The following is a 16,834-nucleotide window of genomic DNA, read 5'->3' on the forward strand; positions in this document are numbered from 1 at the left end:
AATTAATAATCAAACTAAACTTCCTTTATCTAAACTTATAGAATAATCTCCTTCATCAGTAAAAATACTTAAGGAATTACTATTAAGCTCAAAATCTGTAATTACATCTGAAGTATATTCCCATAGTTTTTCTCCTGCATAAGTAAATCTAATAACTCCTAACTCACATATAGCGATAAAAGAAAAATCAGGTACTTTCTTCATTTCATAGACAATTGAATCTAATTCCTTCATCCATTTTACTTCTTTGCTATCTAATTCAATACAATAAATTCTTTTATCGATATTTATTAATATGCAATTTACGGAATCAATAAACAGTGCTGAAGGATCAATCCCATGTAACTCTCCAAAAAGACCAATGATAAGACAATCTGTTGATTTATCACTTAATCCGTAAAATTTTCTTTTCTCCAAACAATCATCATTAATTAGTATACTTTGATTAACATCAATATTTTCTTCAAGTATTGACTTTGAATCATATTCGTACAGCACATAATTATTAAATTCATTTACTATTTTCATTATCTTCCTCCATAAAGCAGAATTGTTATCAACCTTTCCTCATCCCAAACAGATTCTACTTTTAATACACCATTTGGGCCCAAAAGTATAGACTCTCTAACTATTCTGCCATTATCTTGTACCTTTAGTATACTTAAAGGATCTTCAAAAGCTTCAGATAAGTTATCAAGAACAAGTTTCCTACCGGTAGCATCATCAAAAATCCCGATACTATTTAATTGGAGTTCCATAGCAATTGAACGTTCTATATTATGCCTATTACCTGTTGCGTTACCAAACATATACTCTAATTTCCGACCAAAATAAGGCTCACCTTTACACAGATTTGAATCAACTTCCATATTTGAAGCCAGCTCTTTGCAGTCTTGCTCTAATTCGTCATCTCCATCTTTATCGCTATTGGTAACCGTTTCACCAGTCTCCGCATCTTGCCACTTTCCATCTGGTGTTTGTATAGCTGCACGATCTTCGATGTATTTTATAGGTGGCTTGTCCCAACCAAGATTACAAATTGCACTATCTACCTGTGCAGTACCGTCTTTATTGACAATCATTACTTTACCGTCAATACCTAAAAACGTACTGCCCGATATAGACATTTCTATTTTCGTACCGTTAGGACACGATAAATATGGTCTAGGTTGAGGTGTAGCTACATTTCCAACGCCATTTTTATCTATAAAATCACGCATTTTAGTAACATTGCCATTACCTCCACCCGAAGGCAGTTGTATTACAGAATCTGTTTTAACCTCTTTTATAGTCACAACCACATTCATTTCCACTAAAAGTGACAACATCCCAGTAACAGTTTTATTATTCGCTTTAATACGGTCCTTAAAAGCTTTTACAGCATCAAAACCCGCATTGACAATTGGACCCGTTTTATAGGTTTTAGTGCCTCCTAAATTTACAGCCGTTTGATATTGGTCACCATTAAAATAATACAAATATGGCTGTATCATACCTGGAGTATAAGAACCTGCATCTGGTATTTCAACATGTATTTGATAACCTGGCCGAGCTATTAAATACTCATTACTTACATACACATATGGGTTATAAAAATCCTCATAATCTACTGCATTTTCACTTTCATCATAATCTGTAAAAAGTTTTTTAACCCAATCACCTACAGTTAGTAAATAACCTGCAGGCTTTGCAACCATTTCTTTAAACCTGTCATATGTCCAAGATTCGCTCTCCCAGTTTTGTTCATTCCACCAAAACTTTCCGTAGTCACGTATTTGGTCAATTGATTTATTTACATACTCTTTATTGTCCGTATATTGTCCAGTTATAAATGTCGTTTCCTCAACGATCGTTTCATACATTGCTTTACCATAGCCCGGATATTGCATTAATTCTTCTTGGTCATAAGGTTTAGCGGCTCCCAAAGCTAAAGTTGGTGAAATTATAGAACAAACCATAAAAAATATAATAACTAAAGGTAACTTACGCATGATTCCCTCCTTAAATATATAATAACAAAACAAATTTACCATATTATAGATAAATAAGGAATATAAACTAAATATTTGATTATTAATTCATATATTTGGGATAAAGCCTAAATATAAATATGAACTTCTTGATGAGTAAACAAAAAAACCAGACACTCCATTAATAAAGAGTCCTGGTCATTTATTTAATATACTAAAAAATAACTTTTTAGAATAAGACATGATGCATAATGTAAAGTTATATTGAAACTTTATTAAAGTTAAACCCTTTAAACGATACAATTCTTAATGAACCAGATACTGTTCTTTCTAGATATTGAACATTACAATGCAATCTTGGTTCAAGCCACAACATGTCACGTTCTACTTTTGTTACAATTTGTTTTGCTATTTCTCTGAACACCTTTTTTTCTTCTGGTTTAAATCCAAACTCTACATTTGCCAGTGGTTTAAATTTACCATTACTTAATTGAGTTCCTACTAACATCGTAAAAGGATTTTCTTTATAGCCTAAGATAACTGTATCAGTAATTTTAAAATGCTTAAATTTTAACCAATCATTTGATCGATGATTGATTTTGTATGTGGAATTGCTTCGTTTTCCAACAATACCTTCCATCCCTTTATCTTTTGTTATCTGAAAGATATTGTTGCCGTTGCCTGTAATTGAAGGTGTGACAAGTACGTTATTTGAAGGTGCAATAATTGAAGATAATATTTCCTTACGCTGTACTAATGGTTGTTGTAGATGTGGCTTATCAGTAGCTAAAACATCGAATGCAATAAAAGTTGCTGGATAATCAAACGTTGCCTGCTCAATTTTACTTGCGTTATAAAGCCTACCCCTGTATGCAAAGTCATCGAATACAGATACACCATTTCGTAACACTACGCCTTCACAATCAATAATTGCTGTATGTGTTTGAATTGATTGACCTACTTCTTGAAGTTCAGGAAATTTTGCTGTTACATTATTTCCGTGACGTGTATATGCTTCAACTCTATTTCCTTGTTTATGCAAAAGGATGCGCCAACCATCCCATTTTATATCGTAAATCCAATCTGGATTATCTATAATTTCATTATTGTTACCCATTTGAAGTAACATTGGTTTTATTGGAGTAAATAACATTTCTATTCCCCCTTGTAACCATTATCTCATGTCACACTAGGTAAAAATACATGTAAATCAAGGAATTAGAGGTAACTAGTTTTTAACCTCATCTTTATATAAATGTTGATTCAACAACTTTTCCACCTGTGTTTTCAAAGCCATATTTGCATAGGTTAAGATTAAATCCTCTCCAGCTGTGGCAACAATTAAGTCACTAAAATATTCATTAGTCTTCTCCCACCGCACCACTCTTATTTTATCTTTTACCAACAGCCTCTTAGAGTTGTAACATTCTTGGGATATATCATCTAGAAGCTTATCGAGTATTGGTAAGTATACTTTACTCATTTTAAGGTTTTCAATCACTTTGTAATCGCGCTGCAATGTCTGAACTGCCATATCATAAACTACATATTTATGAAGGAGCCGCCTTTGCTCAAAACTTATCATACAACTGAACGCTCCTTGTGAATGAGTGGAACAACTGCTAATACGCTATCAATCACGAAAGTACGCTTTGCCTGTCTTGTAAAACAGTAAGCTTGAAATGAATCACCAACAATTTTAATGACATTTACTCGTCTTTTCGTTATGGAACCATCCTTTGCTAAATACATCATGTTTACAACTTGATACCGTTGCATCGCTTTTACCAGTTGTTCTTTCATCATTGCCCACTCCTCCATTTAGAACGTTTGTTTGTATTTATTATACGTACATTTGTTCCATTTTGATAGTAGGGAATTCAAGGAATTTCTTGTAAATAAAAAACATACCCGGATACTCAACTAACTTGAGCCTGATATGTTTTAGAAAAATTATTAAAAAACTTATTTTGGAACAGCGCTTATGTTCTTTAACTTTCGATTTAAACAACCTAAACCACTTTGTTTAGCGTATGAAGATAACTGTTGTACCATATCTTCAGGTATTTGCGTATATCTATCATGCCAAGTGTTTGTTGCCTTCCAAGAATCACCCTTTATTTTATCTCTAGTGTCACTCACATAATACATGACTTTGTCTAAAGCTTCTGAAACTATTCGGAATAACCTTGGAGGCATTTGTTTAAAGTCATAATTAATAATAATATCTAATAAAATTTTAAGATATTTATCGTACTCATCAAAAGCTCCATTCTTAGAGGACTCACTCCAGACTTCTCCTATACATTCAGATAGAAATTGAATGTATGGTGTAATCAATTGGTGTTCAAATTTTGACAAAAGTTTAACCATCGATACTCTAAAGCTTTGGTTATCCTCTATAAATCTTTTCTTCATATCACCATTACCATTTTCTAATTGCTCTATGATTTTTCGTAATTTTTTCATGTCCATGTCATACTCAAACTGTTTTTCAACAATTTTTAAGCACAACTCATTTAAAAAATCATCGATATTGTTGGTTTCAATAACAATATTACCGTTAACATCGTAATAAGGATCATTTTTAGGTGATTTAGTCCAAAGAACTTGTATTATATCATACGGAAATTCATCTTCTACTGTGTAAACATTTTTCGACCAATCTAGCGATGATAACACATTCATATCACCTAAACTATAACCTAAAACAAGAGTCGTTGATTCCCTAATTGTCATAGCTAATTTAGTCTGCCTATATTCATTCGGTCTAAATAAAGGTATGTAGTCTTCTTGAGTAATAATGATGGATTCTGGGTCCATACGTGTACCATGAAGATGATAAATCGGCTTTACTCCTTTAGGTGCTGTAAGATAATTCAAAGGGTTTATACTCTTACATTTCCCAGTTAGAATAGACTCAATAACTAAATCATAGTTAGTGGTGATTATCCAATTAGGATCTAATATATCAAATATTTCTCTATAAGATTCTAATTTCTCTTCTTGTGGTAACCATGTTGAAAGTTGACAAATCTCTTGCTTGAATAAAAATTTTGCTTTCTCATAACTTATACCTTCTTTTATTGATAATTTTTCACACATTTTTGTTGCAAGTTCTGGCAGAGAAACCCCTACTAATTTTTCATCGTTTGGAAAATCCAAACCATAAGTATCACTTGCCGTTTTTATTAATTCAAACCAACCTAACGCTTTATACCAACCATCATCAATTACAGCTTTAGAGAACCCAGCTCCAATAAACATACCTAAATTACCATAGTTAAATGATTTAAAAAGTTTTTCAAATACAACTTCTCTAGTGATTGATTTTGACAAATAGACACCACCTACTATAAATTTTACTTATTATCTCATATAAAACAAAAAAGACCAAGATAGCTAGGTACTATCTTGGTTCTTCATCATCTTCGTCTTTGTTGAATAGTAATATACAGTCCTAACAAACGATCAGTAGTCATCATACCATTTTGCAAATCCTTTAAATGGGAAGCTTGAATAACACCATCCTTAATAGCCTGCGCAATAAAATTTTCTGTTTCAGTTTTCATAGCTGGTGAACCTGGATTCCAGTTTGTCACTTTAATTTCCTCCTTCTTGTCTTCCACAATTAATTGTACTTGGCCTTTACTATTAGTCGGAACGGTTACTTGTCCTTCTAATTTATAGCCTTTAGGCATTAACCAAGTTGGTTTAACTTCAAAATGCGGTCGGTCAATACTTCCTATCCAATCACCGCCCCAAGTAATGCCTAGCTTTCGTGCAATAGCCCCTACTCGATTAAGAGTAGTCACATCATATAATGACTGTGGAGGACCAACAGCAATATCCCATGCTAGCCTTGATTTATGGTTACTGTTTAGCGTCCAAGTAACTATCTGTCCTGGTCGTGTTCTACCTTGTGCATACAGGTAATTTTGCCGTTCTTGCGAGCGATATGTTTCAGTGATGAAGATGTTCTTAATGCCTGCTTTATAGCTCTCTTGAAAGAGTAATCTACAGGCTGTCTGAGCCACTGGTAATAGTTCAGCTAAATCTCGACATGTAGTTGTTACGTTTGTACTCATTTCGTTTCACCTTCTCCTGTTTTATCCTTAACAATCGATAAAATATTATTGATGAACTCTGGTGTAGGTAAGCCCATTTTAGTACCATTTTCTGTGATAGAAATAAATTCGAGTACACAAAATGCAATGGCTGCACCATCCCCTGCGTACTCGATACCTGGTATCACTAGGGCTAGTAAATACACTGAACCCACTAACATTAAGTAATAAATTTTTCGAATGATACCATTAAAACCAATACGGCTGTTTAAGTTTTGATTAACCACGCCACTCATAATGCCAGTAGCATAATCAATTGCCATAAATCCGATTAATACTGTCACTGCCATGCCTAAACCGTCTACAGAATAGGAAACGACTGTACCAATTAATCCGCTAATTACTGCTATCCATTTTTCCATTACAACACTTCCTTTTTCCCATAGAAAAAAGGACACGCTTTAAATGCGCATCCTTTTAAATATTTTTGAGTTTTTCATTCTCTGCTTCAAGCTCTGCTAATCTAATTCTAATTTTAGAAAACTCGTCCAAAGTTCTTTGCTTTTCTTCATTAAACTGTTCCCTTTTAACTAAATGAAATTCTGATTTCGGCAAACTAAGCATAGTTACTAAATTAGAACCAGCTTCAAGCAAAGATAAAGTTATTAATAGTAATTGTCCAATTGTCAGTTCAGTTGGAATCATAAATTTAACTTCTAAATCATCATTAACATTTAATAAAGCTGTTAGTATAGCAAGAAAAAGATAAAATATTACTTTGAATAAGGCTAATATTCTTTCGAAAGTTACAGTTTCAGATTTAAAATATAACCCTACTAAACCATACAATAATATACATACACCTATGGGTTTAAGTAAATCCATAAATACATCTATATTCAGTTTTAAAATTTCCAAAATCCCTACCACCTTTCATCTGCTATATTTCGACAAAAGGAAGGTATTTCCTGCAAAAAAGTTTGCTACTTCTTTAATTCTGGATTTATTGCAGAAATTTCTTTTTTAATTTTACTCATGAAAGTAGGTCGGTCTTTATCAAACGTCAATTCAACCTTTTGCTTACCGTACTCGTAAATCTCTTTGATAGCTGTAATACGTGTATCCATCATTACGCCCCAGCCTCTATCTTGCAATGTGACTGTATCTCCTAAATCATAATCACGCTCGTACATAAGTCTTGATGATGTGAGTGCTTGACCTTCCATAAACACTTCTTGTATGTGCTCGGATAGCTTTTCATTCCCTCGTTTAGTCAAATCTGCAACAATATCATCAACTGGGCGTGGTTGGGGTGTCTCACCTTCTGTTTCTTCCGATATATCCCTTGCATCAACAAACATTTCGAAGCGATCACGACCTTGTGAATCGCCGATTGTCACGATTCGCCTGTCTAGCCCCTCTCCTTGACCAGCAACAACAGCAAAGTTCTTGTACTCTAAATCACTTTCTAGGTACGACAAGGATTCAAGTGTTTCAAATTCAGTACTGAAAATAGCAGAAGGTGTATTCTGCTGTGATGCAGTTAAATCGCGTCCTTGACTAATCGTAAAAACAAATTGTTTAGCATTAATGCTAAGAACGATGTTCCAACCTAAATTGTGAAGTTGTGATAATTCAGTAAGCTTTTCAGCTAAATTGTCATATCGTGATTGCTCTGAGACAGTAACACCTCTGTTTTGGTTCGCAGCCAGCACAAGGTTCGGGAATTTTCTTTTTGAATCAGATGGATTAATCATCTGAGTATTTACAAAATGCCTCATAACAGTTTCAACGTTACCTGTGATTGATTCATGAGTTTTACCCGTTGCAGGGTATATGAGCCTTTGTGTAGCAAAGCTTTTAAGAGACTGTGCCTTAACGAGCCAGTTTTCAGTAGCTTTTCCATCCTCATCTAACTCAATTTCACGATGTCTAATAATAAAAGCTTTATGCAAATGATTACTAGGGAAAATTATATGTCCTTTTTGTAATTTGTCCACATGTAGCAAGTATCGATTTATTTGCAATTCTAACAAGCCAATATCTGCATCTGAGCGAGTCAGTTGCAAACTGCTATACTGGTCAATTTCGCATATAAGATTAAAATTGAAATCGATAATACGTAATGGTAAATTTTTAATGCTGTTCACCTTCTTTCATAATAAAAGCCCTCCACAGATAATGTGGAGGGTAAAAAATTTAATCCTTTTCCGATAAAGCATTGTATATCTCGTGTAAACCAAACACCCTAAAATCTTTTCTTGCAAAACTTTTCGAGAGTTTCCCATTTTTTAAAACACGATTACAATAGTACATACCTTTTAAATCGCATTCATTTGTAATCTCCCAAATTCCTTTAACTGATTTAGATTGACAATTCGTTATTTCAAATTGTTGACCTTTTTGAAATGTATGAATACCTTCTATATTTCTTTCTCTATAGTAGCCCGATTCATAAGATCTTTTAGATAAACTCATTTAAAAATCACTGCTCCTTTAGTATAAGGATATTCAACAAAAGAAACAGTAATCCTTTTTTAACTTTTGACAATAAAAATAACGCTAAGCCTATGCTTGCGTCTCATCTGTAATCTGTTCAATTGGGTTTCCATATTCGTCTAGCCCGAGTGCATTTAACTTTGCTAATACCTGTTCTTTTAATTTCGCTGGCACACGATCAATCGTTGAGCCTGTTTTGTCTGTGTTTGCAATTAATAATACATATCCATCTACCATTTTGTAGACCTCCAATTTTAGTTTTAATTTTATTTTTAACAACAGTGCTCTAAGCATTGTTGGTTATTTCTTTTAATGCTGCTACTTCTTCACGTAATGCAAGAACTTCTTCATAAACACCTAATACAGCATCGACTGTAATTAAATTGTTTTGTTCTGTCATGCTAAATAAATTATTTATTTTTTCCTCAATTGTTTCGACTGGTGGTACTGGCTCTGGCTCAGGTTCTGGAGTAGGTTCAGGCGGTAGCTCCCAATAAAACGAACCGTCCTCTTCACGTCTTAATATTCCATCTCCCTCTGGGATTTCGGCTTCTATTAGATCTTTTTTAATTACTTCAGGAATCCCTTCCAATGTATAAAACAACGTATAAGAATTGTCTGGATTACAATACACATAACCGATCATTCTATAACCTCCTTATAAGACAAGATGACATTAACTGGTTCAATCTTTGCAGCATAGCGCGGAGCGTATCGTGCATAAAGCTGACCGTCTTTATAATATCCATAAGTTCCTAAACTAATCAAAGGTGATAATGCATTACCCGTTGATCGTAGACCTGCCATATAGAATGGATACGAGACCCACGTAACCCCTGTCAAGTGCATTTCGCTCACTGGAAGGTAAACATCCCCAGAAATTTCATAACCAGTTAGAGTCGTGCTCATTATTAAAAATTTATTCCCGTTCTCATAATCAAAAGTTGGGAACTCGTTATTAAATGGTGCCGACATTATTGTTTGATGCTGTGTGCCAGTGGTTAAATTTATTACATGCATAGAAGTCGTTCCACAAGATAATAAAACATATTTAATGCCGTTCACTTCATATTTATAACTCCACCTACATGCTTGACCAATGCCGGGAGCAGAATTATATTTATCATAATTTTTTACGAATTCTTTAGACGTAGGATTATAATACCATTTTTCCATATAGTAAGAACCGCCATCATTCTGCGACATAACGTATAAATCAGAGTCGATTCCCCATAAGGCTATTCCACGTATAGCACCAGCTCTAAATGTCTGTTGTGTATCATATAACCAATGAGCTGGAACTCCAGAACCATCATATACCAATCTATATGCGGTTATTACATTAACGTTATTCGTTATGACAAAGAAATTCGAACCTACCCTAGCCATTTCTCCAACAAATGTATCACTACCTGAAAACATTGGGGAGTTCCCTGGTTGAATTACTTTAACAAAGCTTAATGTTGTCTTATCAATGACTATTAATCGAGAATTACTACTAGCGTATTGTCCCCTAAGATATAGGTATTTGTCATCGGTAAACCAACCATTTTCAGGTTTTACAAACCCATCAAAAATCCCATAAGCCACTATCTGAACAGCACCTATTGCTTGCAGTGTCTCCATATTTAAAAACACAACCATATTTGTACTTACATTTACGACCATATATATATTATCCCATAGTCTAATTCTCTGGCTTGTAATCATGGATAATGCTGGCCATGCCGCATCAAAACTTGGATACTTTGTTTTATAAGATTGTATAATTGGGTCCCAATAGTCTGAACCAAAAGCATGTTTTATTGATAAATTGTCGAACATGACCGCCTTGTACATTTTCCCGTCAACATCGGCCACTTTACCACCAGTGGCTTCCATCGCCGACGTAAGTACCGTCTTAACGTCTTCAACCTGCTCATAATTCGGAAGGTTAATAACCTCATGAGGCCCTGCCTCAGTAGCGCCATACACAAACGCTGGTGTGTCTAGAATAGCGTTTCGCTTCATGCCGTATAACATAGGTTGAGCTAACCCTTCATCGTAATATTTATGAGGCACTGGTGAGTCCTTGTGGTCGTTGATGACATTCATAATATTACCCGCGGCTTCTTCATCCAATATGCCTCTGATTGTAGCGAACCATTCGTCAAAGTTGGCCTTACGTCCTTGTATCCATGACTGGTATAATGCCTCTTCACCATCTCTCCATACTACAAAATCACTTTTCTGACCTTCTTGCCACAAAGTAAACGACGCCTTTTCTTCATCCATCCACTTATTTAACTCTTCAGCAAATGAATATTTCCCGATGTTAAACCAGCTATCCCATTGTTGTTGGAACACGCTAGTTGGTACGCTTATCAGTGAATAAACAATTCCACATAAAGATTCTTGCATACGCTCATCAACTAAGAACAGAGGATTCAGTGTAGCAGTATTCTTTATTAAGCGAATCTGTGCCAGGGAAATTTCATGAATATAATTATCCCTTTGCAATACTGGTGCAACAGGGTTTACTGCTGAAACACCTTCCTTCACAAACAATTTAATGTATCGTGAACTATTACGTTTATCCAAGCGTAATACAATTCGGTCAATTCGATCTAAATTAGATTCAGGGATATTATGTGTTAAATATAGGTCTTGTGTATTTTGGTACTGATAGCCTTGCATAAGTGCTTCCCCAGGTTCAACATAAGTCTGTAAAGTGCCAGCCTTGACCTTCACCTGCAAATTAGGTCTGCCATCTTTATGAAGTAGTCCTGTACTTAATACTTTGCCAAAATAATCGGCAAAATCACTTGCGTAATGCCAACGCTCATCACCTGGTGCACTGTTAAAAAACTTATATATCTCTGTCACGATTACCCCTCCTTATACAGCGTTGTAACGCTTATGATAACTAATGTTGACGATAGCCCCTTGCACTTCATTATCAGCAGTGTAAGCTATGTCGTTTTCACCTATCTGTAAATTAAAAAATCGACTGTTTAAATCAATCCAGGTGTATACATTTCTTCTCACGCCTAAAGAATTAACAAACTCAACTGATTTAACGCCAGGCGTTGTGTCAAGAATCAACCTTTCACCCTCAAGCAAAGTCTGTTTAATTCGAATAAACTCACCCGTAGTAACATTTTCGATTTTTGGATTTACTGCAGGCCCATAAAACTCTACATAAATTGGTGCCGGAGCATCACCGTCATTGTTGATAATACGTCTATCCCTTTGTTCACCCATCTGAAACGGACCTGAAAACGGAAACTGGAATAAAGGTTTGAATGCTGGTTCTTCTTCAACTTTCAAACTTCGCCAGTATGGATCAGGCGCAACAAATTTCACAACGCCTTTTTGCATTGTTTTAGTTCGTGCGTCATCTGGATAAACAGGTACACTGTCAGCAACTACAAAAATTTCACGCACTAAATGTTCATTTTCATATCTCAATGTACCCGGTCCAAGTTTAGGATTTAATACTTTTGCGATTCGTTCCCTTCGTTCTGACACGGTGCCATAACCGCCTTCATCAAGCGCATTGACGATTAAAAATTCAATATCTATCTCTCTTTCTTCAAGCAAGGCATCAATAAAAACGGAACCATCTTGATAAGGAATTTTCTGCGTTTGTAAATTAACAGATACATCACCAAGACCATTAATTTTTTGTAAATAAAAAGGAGGGCCGCCAAATGAGACGACCTCTCCAAAACGATTAGTAAATATAATAGTCTCCAAATAAGCGACCTCCCTTAATAAATTATCTGCTGTGCTACGCGTTTTAGCTGTCGAGCATTCTCTGACGGGCTTAAATGTTTAGGAGAGTGTAAATTAACCTCCTGATGGACAATGTTTCCTTTAGCTTCTCCACCATTCCCCTTCACATCAACGTCAACTTTCACCTTGTGTTCAATTTCTGATTGAATGGCATCGATAGCGCCGCCTATATCGTTGATAATATCGCTCACATCAATAGCTGGCTTAACCCACTCTGCTACCTCTGCAGCAGCTTTAATCGCATCTTGCTTCATATCAGCAAGCCCAATGATGATTCCTTTTACAAGGTTGTGCCCTATCATTTTTTTACCCCAACGACTTGGACTGTTTATATCTAAAGCACTTTCTATTGTGGCTTTGATGCTGTTAGCGATTGATTGCGCTTGTGCCATAAGAGCAGGCGTCATATCAGATAATCCTTTTTGCATTCCTCGTATAACATTAGCACCAACTTGTGGCATTTTTGCTACTAAAGCGTTGAACTGATTCTCTGTACCTGTACGAACTTCTTTTATTTGTTCTGCCCATTCTTTTTCGTACTTCGTGAGTTGTTCTTGTGTTTTTGTATGAAGTTCGTTTATTTGTTGTGCAGTTTTTGCCTTCATACCTGTGAGCTCAGTCTCAGCTTGTGTTCTAGCTAAGCTAGATTTCTCTTTCCAAAGTGACACATACTCAGACAACTGGCTTGTACTAAGCGAGTTTAAAGCAGAGATTTCAGCAGCAGCACTTGGCCCCATCGCTTGTAACTCAGCAAGTAAACCCTCATCTATCCCTTTCGAAGCTAGGCTTTGAACATTTGCAGCCCAATCTTTAAATGCTGCGTTCTGTCCTTTTAAATTATCGATAAGTTTTTGACCGGACACTTCCGCTTTTTCTTCCATCTCATCAAAAATACCCATAAAACTATATAAAGAACTTGATCGAGAATTTAAAGCATCCTCATATTCTTTATTGAGTTCTCGCGTACCGTCGATTAATTTCTGATTGGTTTCTTGCATTTTCCCCGTGAACTCTTCATTTAAAGCCATTAGCTTTTCGTGAATAGCTTGCTTCGTTTCTGCTACTTTGTCTTCGTAGTAAATTCGCTCTTCACTACCTGCTTTGTATTGCTTTACATATTTTTCGTACGCCTCCAGTTCTTGAGTAAGAGACATTTGCCCATATTTTTTCACTCGGTCAATAAAGTACTTCTCTGTCTCAAATTTCTCTTTAGTCAGTTCAGACATCGCTTTATTGTAATTAATTTGGGCTTGAATACGTTCATCAGTGCCAGCTTTGAACTGTGTAGTTGCATACTGCCAATATTCGGCCTGTTGCTTTGTAGACCACTTCTCTAACCCGATTTGCTTATCTGCAAAATCTTTAAGAGCATCAAAGGTTTCTTTCTGTGTTTTAGACTTTATTTTCTCAAGTTCTTTACTCTCGGCCAATGCTAGCTTTTCACGACTAACTTTAGCGTCTTCCATAATCTTTGTGATTTGACGCTCTTGTGCTGCAGTAAGACTTTTACCTTTATCAGCGGCTTTAGCTTTAATTTCTTGGATTTTAGCATCTGTCTTTTTAGAAAGTTCAGTACGTTTAGCATCGTAATCTTTTTGAATTGCTAAAGCCTCACTGTTGGATTCTTTAAGTGCGTTGTTTACAATTTGTTTTGTCTGTAAGATCATCTTCTTTGTGATGGATAGTGTCTCACTAAAATCAGGAATAGTTTTTTGTGTCATTTTATTAACTGCATTTTTTACAACGTCAGTTGTACTCTCAATCCCTTTAGCTACTCCTATCGGAATCCATTTAGCAATAGCAATCATGACACGAGACGGTGAGTGAATCCCTAATTTATTCCGTAGCCATTCCGGTAATAGCTCAGCTAATTCCATAACTTTAGCTTTCACTTTACCAAACCAGTTGTTAATCCCCGTAACTAATCCAGCTACGATAAATTCACCGATTTTCACTAGGCTGATGCCTTCTAAGAATGACTTTGCAGCATTCCAACCATTTACCACAGCAGTTTTCACGTTATCCATCGCTGTTGAAACGGTTGTTTTAAATCCATTCCAAATGGTTTCAATAACTGTTTTTATACCATTTAAGATTGATGAGATTGTTGATTTAATACCATTCCAAATGCTCTTAATAATGTTTGCAATGGCGTTTAATACACTAGAAAAGAAGCTCTTGATACCATTCCAAACAGAACGGATTGTGCCCGATAAACTAGTAAAGAAATTATCTAAGAATGAAGCAATAGATTTCCAAACACTCGTGAAGATAGATTTAATGCCATTTAGCACTGTATCAAAAAATGTTTTAACACCTTTCCAGATAGTTTCAATGGTTGTCTTCATCCCATTGAAAATTGTCGTTACAGTACTTTTTATCGTGTTTAAAGTATTTGTAAAGATACCTTTAATCGTTGTCCAAACACCTTGTAAAAGCGTTTTTGCAGTTGAGCCAAATGCTTTTAATGGGCCAAGTAATTTACCAATAAAGTAAAGATTGATTACGCCCCATACAGCTTGTAAAGCACCGCCAAGTATTTGCTTAACACCATCCCATACGCCTTGCCAGTCACCACTAAACAGAGAACTGAACGTTTTTATGATTCCTAAAATAACATTAATGGCACCTTGGATGACGTTTTTAATAGCATCCCATGTGGAGATGATTAAAGCTTTTACGACAGGCCATATAAACTGCATGATAGCTCCGATTGCAGACATCACAGATGTTACAACGGTTCCTATTACGTTCCATACAGTCGATGCAGTAGACATAATATTTGCTTGGTTTTCAGCCCAGAAAGTCGTGATTTGAGACCAGACTGACATAATCAAATCTTTAACAGCTGTTACTGCAACGGAAATTCCAGTTTTAATAGCTTCCCAAACAGTTTGAACTTGGCTACGGAAGGTTTCATTCGTACGATATAAACCCACAAATATTGCAGTTAAAGCTGCTATAGCTGCTATAACTAAAGCAACTGGATTAGTTATAAGCCCAATTGCCGTGCCTAATTTCGGTAATACTGATGCGCTAATTCGTGCAATGGTTGCACCAAAGTTAGTAAATAAGGGTTTAATAAATTTAAATGCTTTGCCGAGCCCGCCTGTCATAGCAGTGCCCAATCCTTTAAATAAAGTTCCAAATGCAATAATGTTCGGTACTATTGCAAGTAAAATACCACCAAACGAAATAAGACCAGCTATGATAACTCCTATAGATCGATTATTTTCCATCAAGCTATTTGCGAACTCTAAAAATTTATTAGCAATGTTAATAATAGCTGCACCAAGAGGAGCCATTCCGATACCTAAGTTCACAAGGAAAGTAATTAAGTTACCAATTAGCGTCATGACACTAGGTGCTGATTGTTGAACAAATGCTATAAACTGTTGGAAACCTTGATTTTGACTAAGGGTTGCTGACCACTCTTTAAATCGAGACATCATTGAGACTAGCCCATCCATCATTCCAGATGAAGATCCAGCAAATGCGCTAAAGAAATACACAACTCCAGCAATTGCATCTCTGAAGATAGCGCGAATCTTTGGCATGTTTGTATTCACGTAGTCAATGAATGCTTGAAATTTCGCGCTACTACTTAACCCATTTGCCCACTCTGCAAAACGGGCTGTCATTTCTTCAAAGCCCTTTGCTGTACTTACACTTAACGGAGCAAAGGCTGTAAGCATAGATAATAAGCCTTTGAATACATTTCCGAATGAGCGACCAAACGTCTCCAACATTGGAGCTCCACTAGCATTTAGATAATCTAAAAACTGCTGGATAGGTGGCGATTCGATAGCTGTATTTAGCTGAGCCATTAAATTAGCTACCGCTTGTGCACTGGTATTAAATAATGGTCTTAATTTATTTAATATAGAATCTGTTGCTTGCATTGCACTTGTAAAAGCTTGCAAGACTGGCGTTTCTGTCTCTTTCACAAGAGAACGATATGTTTTCTTTACGCTTTCAAACGAGTTCCAAGCTTTCTTTTGTAGCGCTGTGAATGGTGGACCAGTTTCATTGAATAAATCTTTGATAGTCGGTATGGCTACAGCACCGAACGCAACCGCTGCAGCACCTGCTGCTGTGAATGCACCAGCTAATGCAAATGTAGAGCCAGCGACAGTACCAATCATTGGACCTAAATTCGCAATAGCCACCGCGACATTTGCTAATATGGGTGATATTGTAGGAAAGACAGCCATCATTGTGCCCATTAAGGTGTGTTGCATTAACTCACCAAAAGCTCGAATATTCGTTGCAATCCGGTTGATTTTATTCTGAAATTCTTCTATTCGAGCTTCTATCTTGATGACAACCCGTTCACGAATTAAAGATGCTATTCGTGCTCGGATTTCAGCCATTCGACGATTAAATTGACTAACGTCTGCCCCAATGTCAACTCGTACATCATTGGCCGTAGTGCGAATAGTGTTTTGCACTTGACGCATTCGAGCCATAAACTCTGTAATACGAGCACCTATACGTGCTGTAAAGTTACCATTCACCTTT

The 16,834-nt window shown here is 35.9% G+C and carries 16 protein-coding genes; all 16 read right to left on the bottom strand.

Features of this window, described 5'->3' with window-relative positions; translation table 11 throughout:
• Window positions 1–9: 9 nt before the first annotated feature.
• On the bottom strand, window positions 10–528 hold the full coding sequence (locus ACIQ1H_RS09105; protein WP_402888207.1) for a hypothetical protein: 519 nt from the start codon (window positions 526–528) through the stop codon (window positions 10–12).
• A complete protein-coding gene (locus tag ACIQ1H_RS09110) occupies window positions 528–1,991 on the bottom strand; it encodes a hypothetical protein (protein WP_402888209.1) in 1,464 nt (487 codons plus the stop codon). Before ACIQ1H_RS09110 ends, ACIQ1H_RS09105 begins: the two co-directional genes overlap by 1 nt.
• A gap of 238 nt (window positions 1,992–2,229) precedes the next feature.
• Window positions 2,230–3,123, bottom strand: coding sequence for an ATP-dependent DNA ligase (locus ACIQ1H_RS09115; protein WP_402888211.1), 894 nt, complete (start codon window positions 3,121–3,123; stop codon window positions 2,230–2,232).
• A 75-nt stretch (window positions 3,124–3,198) separates the two neighbouring features.
• On the bottom strand, window positions 3,199–3,555 hold the full coding sequence (locus ACIQ1H_RS09120) for a YhjD family protein (protein WP_402888212.1): 357 nt from the start codon (window positions 3,553–3,555) through the stop codon (window positions 3,199–3,201).
• Window positions 3,552–3,773: a transcriptional regulator gene (locus ACIQ1H_RS09125; RefSeq protein WP_402888581.1), complete on the bottom strand. Its 222-nt coding sequence runs from the start codon at window positions 3,771–3,773 to the stop codon at window positions 3,552–3,554. The genes ACIQ1H_RS09120 and ACIQ1H_RS09125 overlap by 4 nt, the downstream gene beginning before the upstream one ends.
• A 162-nt stretch (window positions 3,774–3,935) precedes the next feature.
• The gene (locus ACIQ1H_RS09130; protein WP_402888214.1) at window positions 3,936–5,309 is read right to left on the bottom strand and encodes an SIR2 family NAD-dependent protein deacylase; all 1,374 of its coding nucleotides are present in this window, start codon (window positions 5,307–5,309) and stop codon (window positions 3,936–3,938) included.
• A gap of 86 nt (window positions 5,310–5,395) precedes the next feature.
• Window positions 5,396–6,058 (bottom strand): M15 family metallopeptidase, encoded by a 663-nt coding sequence (locus ACIQ1H_RS09135; RefSeq protein WP_402888216.1) that lies wholly within the window; start codon window positions 6,056–6,058, stop codon window positions 5,396–5,398.
• Entirely contained in the window at window positions 6,055–6,459 is a 405-nt protein-coding gene (locus tag ACIQ1H_RS09140) for a phage holin family protein (protein WP_402888218.1), read from the bottom strand. Before ACIQ1H_RS09140 ends, ACIQ1H_RS09135 begins: the two co-directional genes overlap by 4 nt.
• 55 nt (window positions 6,460–6,514) lie before the next feature.
• The gene (locus ACIQ1H_RS09145) at window positions 6,515–6,955 is read right to left on the bottom strand and encodes a hypothetical protein (protein ID WP_402888220.1); all 441 of its coding nucleotides are present in this window, start codon (window positions 6,953–6,955) and stop codon (window positions 6,515–6,517) included.
• Window positions 6,956–7,020: 65 nt separating this feature from the next.
• On the bottom strand, window positions 7,021–8,187 hold the full coding sequence (locus ACIQ1H_RS09150) for a siphovirus ReqiPepy6 Gp37-like family protein (RefSeq protein WP_402888222.1): 1,167 nt from the start codon (window positions 8,185–8,187) through the stop codon (window positions 7,021–7,023).
• 49 nt (window positions 8,188–8,236) lie between these two features.
• Window positions 8,237–8,515: an early set domain-containing protein gene (locus tag ACIQ1H_RS09155; protein WP_402888224.1), complete on the bottom strand. Its 279-nt coding sequence runs from the start codon at window positions 8,513–8,515 to the stop codon at window positions 8,237–8,239.
• Between the two features lie 90 nt (window positions 8,516–8,605).
• Window positions 8,606–8,773, bottom strand: coding sequence for a hypothetical protein (locus ACIQ1H_RS09160; RefSeq protein ID WP_402888226.1), 168 nt, complete (start codon window positions 8,771–8,773; stop codon window positions 8,606–8,608).
• Window positions 8,774–8,822: 49 nt separating this feature from the next.
• The gene (locus ACIQ1H_RS09165) at window positions 8,823–9,182 is read right to left on the bottom strand and encodes a hypothetical protein (protein ID WP_402888228.1); all 360 of its coding nucleotides are present in this window, start codon (window positions 9,180–9,182) and stop codon (window positions 8,823–8,825) included.
• Complete coding sequence (locus ACIQ1H_RS09170; protein WP_402888230.1) at window positions 9,179–11,401, bottom strand: hypothetical protein; 2,223 nt, start codon at window positions 11,399–11,401, stop codon at window positions 9,179–9,181. Before ACIQ1H_RS09170 ends, ACIQ1H_RS09165 begins: the two co-directional genes overlap by 4 nt.
• A gap of 12 nt (window positions 11,402–11,413) precedes the next feature.
• The gene (locus ACIQ1H_RS09175) at window positions 11,414–12,274 is read right to left on the bottom strand and encodes a phage tail family protein (RefSeq protein ID WP_402888232.1); all 861 of its coding nucleotides are present in this window, start codon (window positions 12,272–12,274) and stop codon (window positions 11,414–11,416) included.
• Between the two features lie 14 nt (window positions 12,275–12,288).
• Window positions 12,289–16,830, bottom strand: coding sequence for a hypothetical protein (locus tag ACIQ1H_RS09180; RefSeq protein WP_402888234.1), 4,542 nt, complete (start codon window positions 16,828–16,830; stop codon window positions 12,289–12,291).
• Window positions 16,831–16,834: the final 4 nt, after the last annotated feature.

The organism is Lysinibacillus sp. NPDC097279 (assembly GCF_044761745.1).
Lineage (GTDB): Bacteria > Bacillota > Bacilli > Bacillales_A > Planococcaceae > Lysinibacillus.

Bases quoted from the DNA above. Each gene is read 5' to 3' on its own strand.
- ACIQ1H_RS09105 (WP_402888207.1), bottom strand. From the start codon at position 528: ATGAAAATAGTAAATGAATTTAATAATTATGTGCTGTACGAATATGAT.
- ACIQ1H_RS09140 (WP_402888218.1), bottom strand. From the start codon at position 6,459: ATGGAAAAATGGATAGCAGTAATTAGCGGATTAATTGGTACAGTCGTT.
- ACIQ1H_RS09135 (WP_402888216.1), bottom strand. From the start codon at position 6,058: ATGAGTACAAACGTAACAACTACATGTCGAGATTTAGCTGAACTATTA.
- ACIQ1H_RS09125 (WP_402888581.1), bottom strand. From the start codon at position 3,773: ATGAAAGAACAACTGGTAAAAGCGATGCAACGGTATCAAGTTGTAAAC.
- ACIQ1H_RS09160 (WP_402888226.1), bottom strand. From the start codon at position 8,773: ATGGTAGATGGATATGTATTATTAATTGCAAACACAGACAAAACAGGC.
- ACIQ1H_RS09115 (WP_402888211.1), bottom strand. From the start codon at position 3,123: ATGTTATTTACTCCAATAAAACCAATGTTACTTCAAATGGGTAACAAT.
- ACIQ1H_RS09110 (WP_402888209.1), bottom strand. From the start codon at position 1,991: ATGCGTAAGTTACCTTTAGTTATTATATTTTTTATGGTTTGTTCTATA.
- ACIQ1H_RS09120 (WP_402888212.1), bottom strand. From the start codon at position 3,555: ATGATAAGTTTTGAGCAAAGGCGGCTCCTTCATAAATATGTAGTTTAT.
- ACIQ1H_RS09165 (WP_402888228.1), bottom strand. From the start codon at position 9,182: ATGATCGGTTATGTGTATTGTAATCCAGACAATTCTTATACGTTGTTT.
- ACIQ1H_RS09155 (WP_402888224.1), bottom strand. From the start codon at position 8,515: ATGAGTTTATCTAAAAGATCTTATGAATCGGGCTACTATAGAGAAAGA.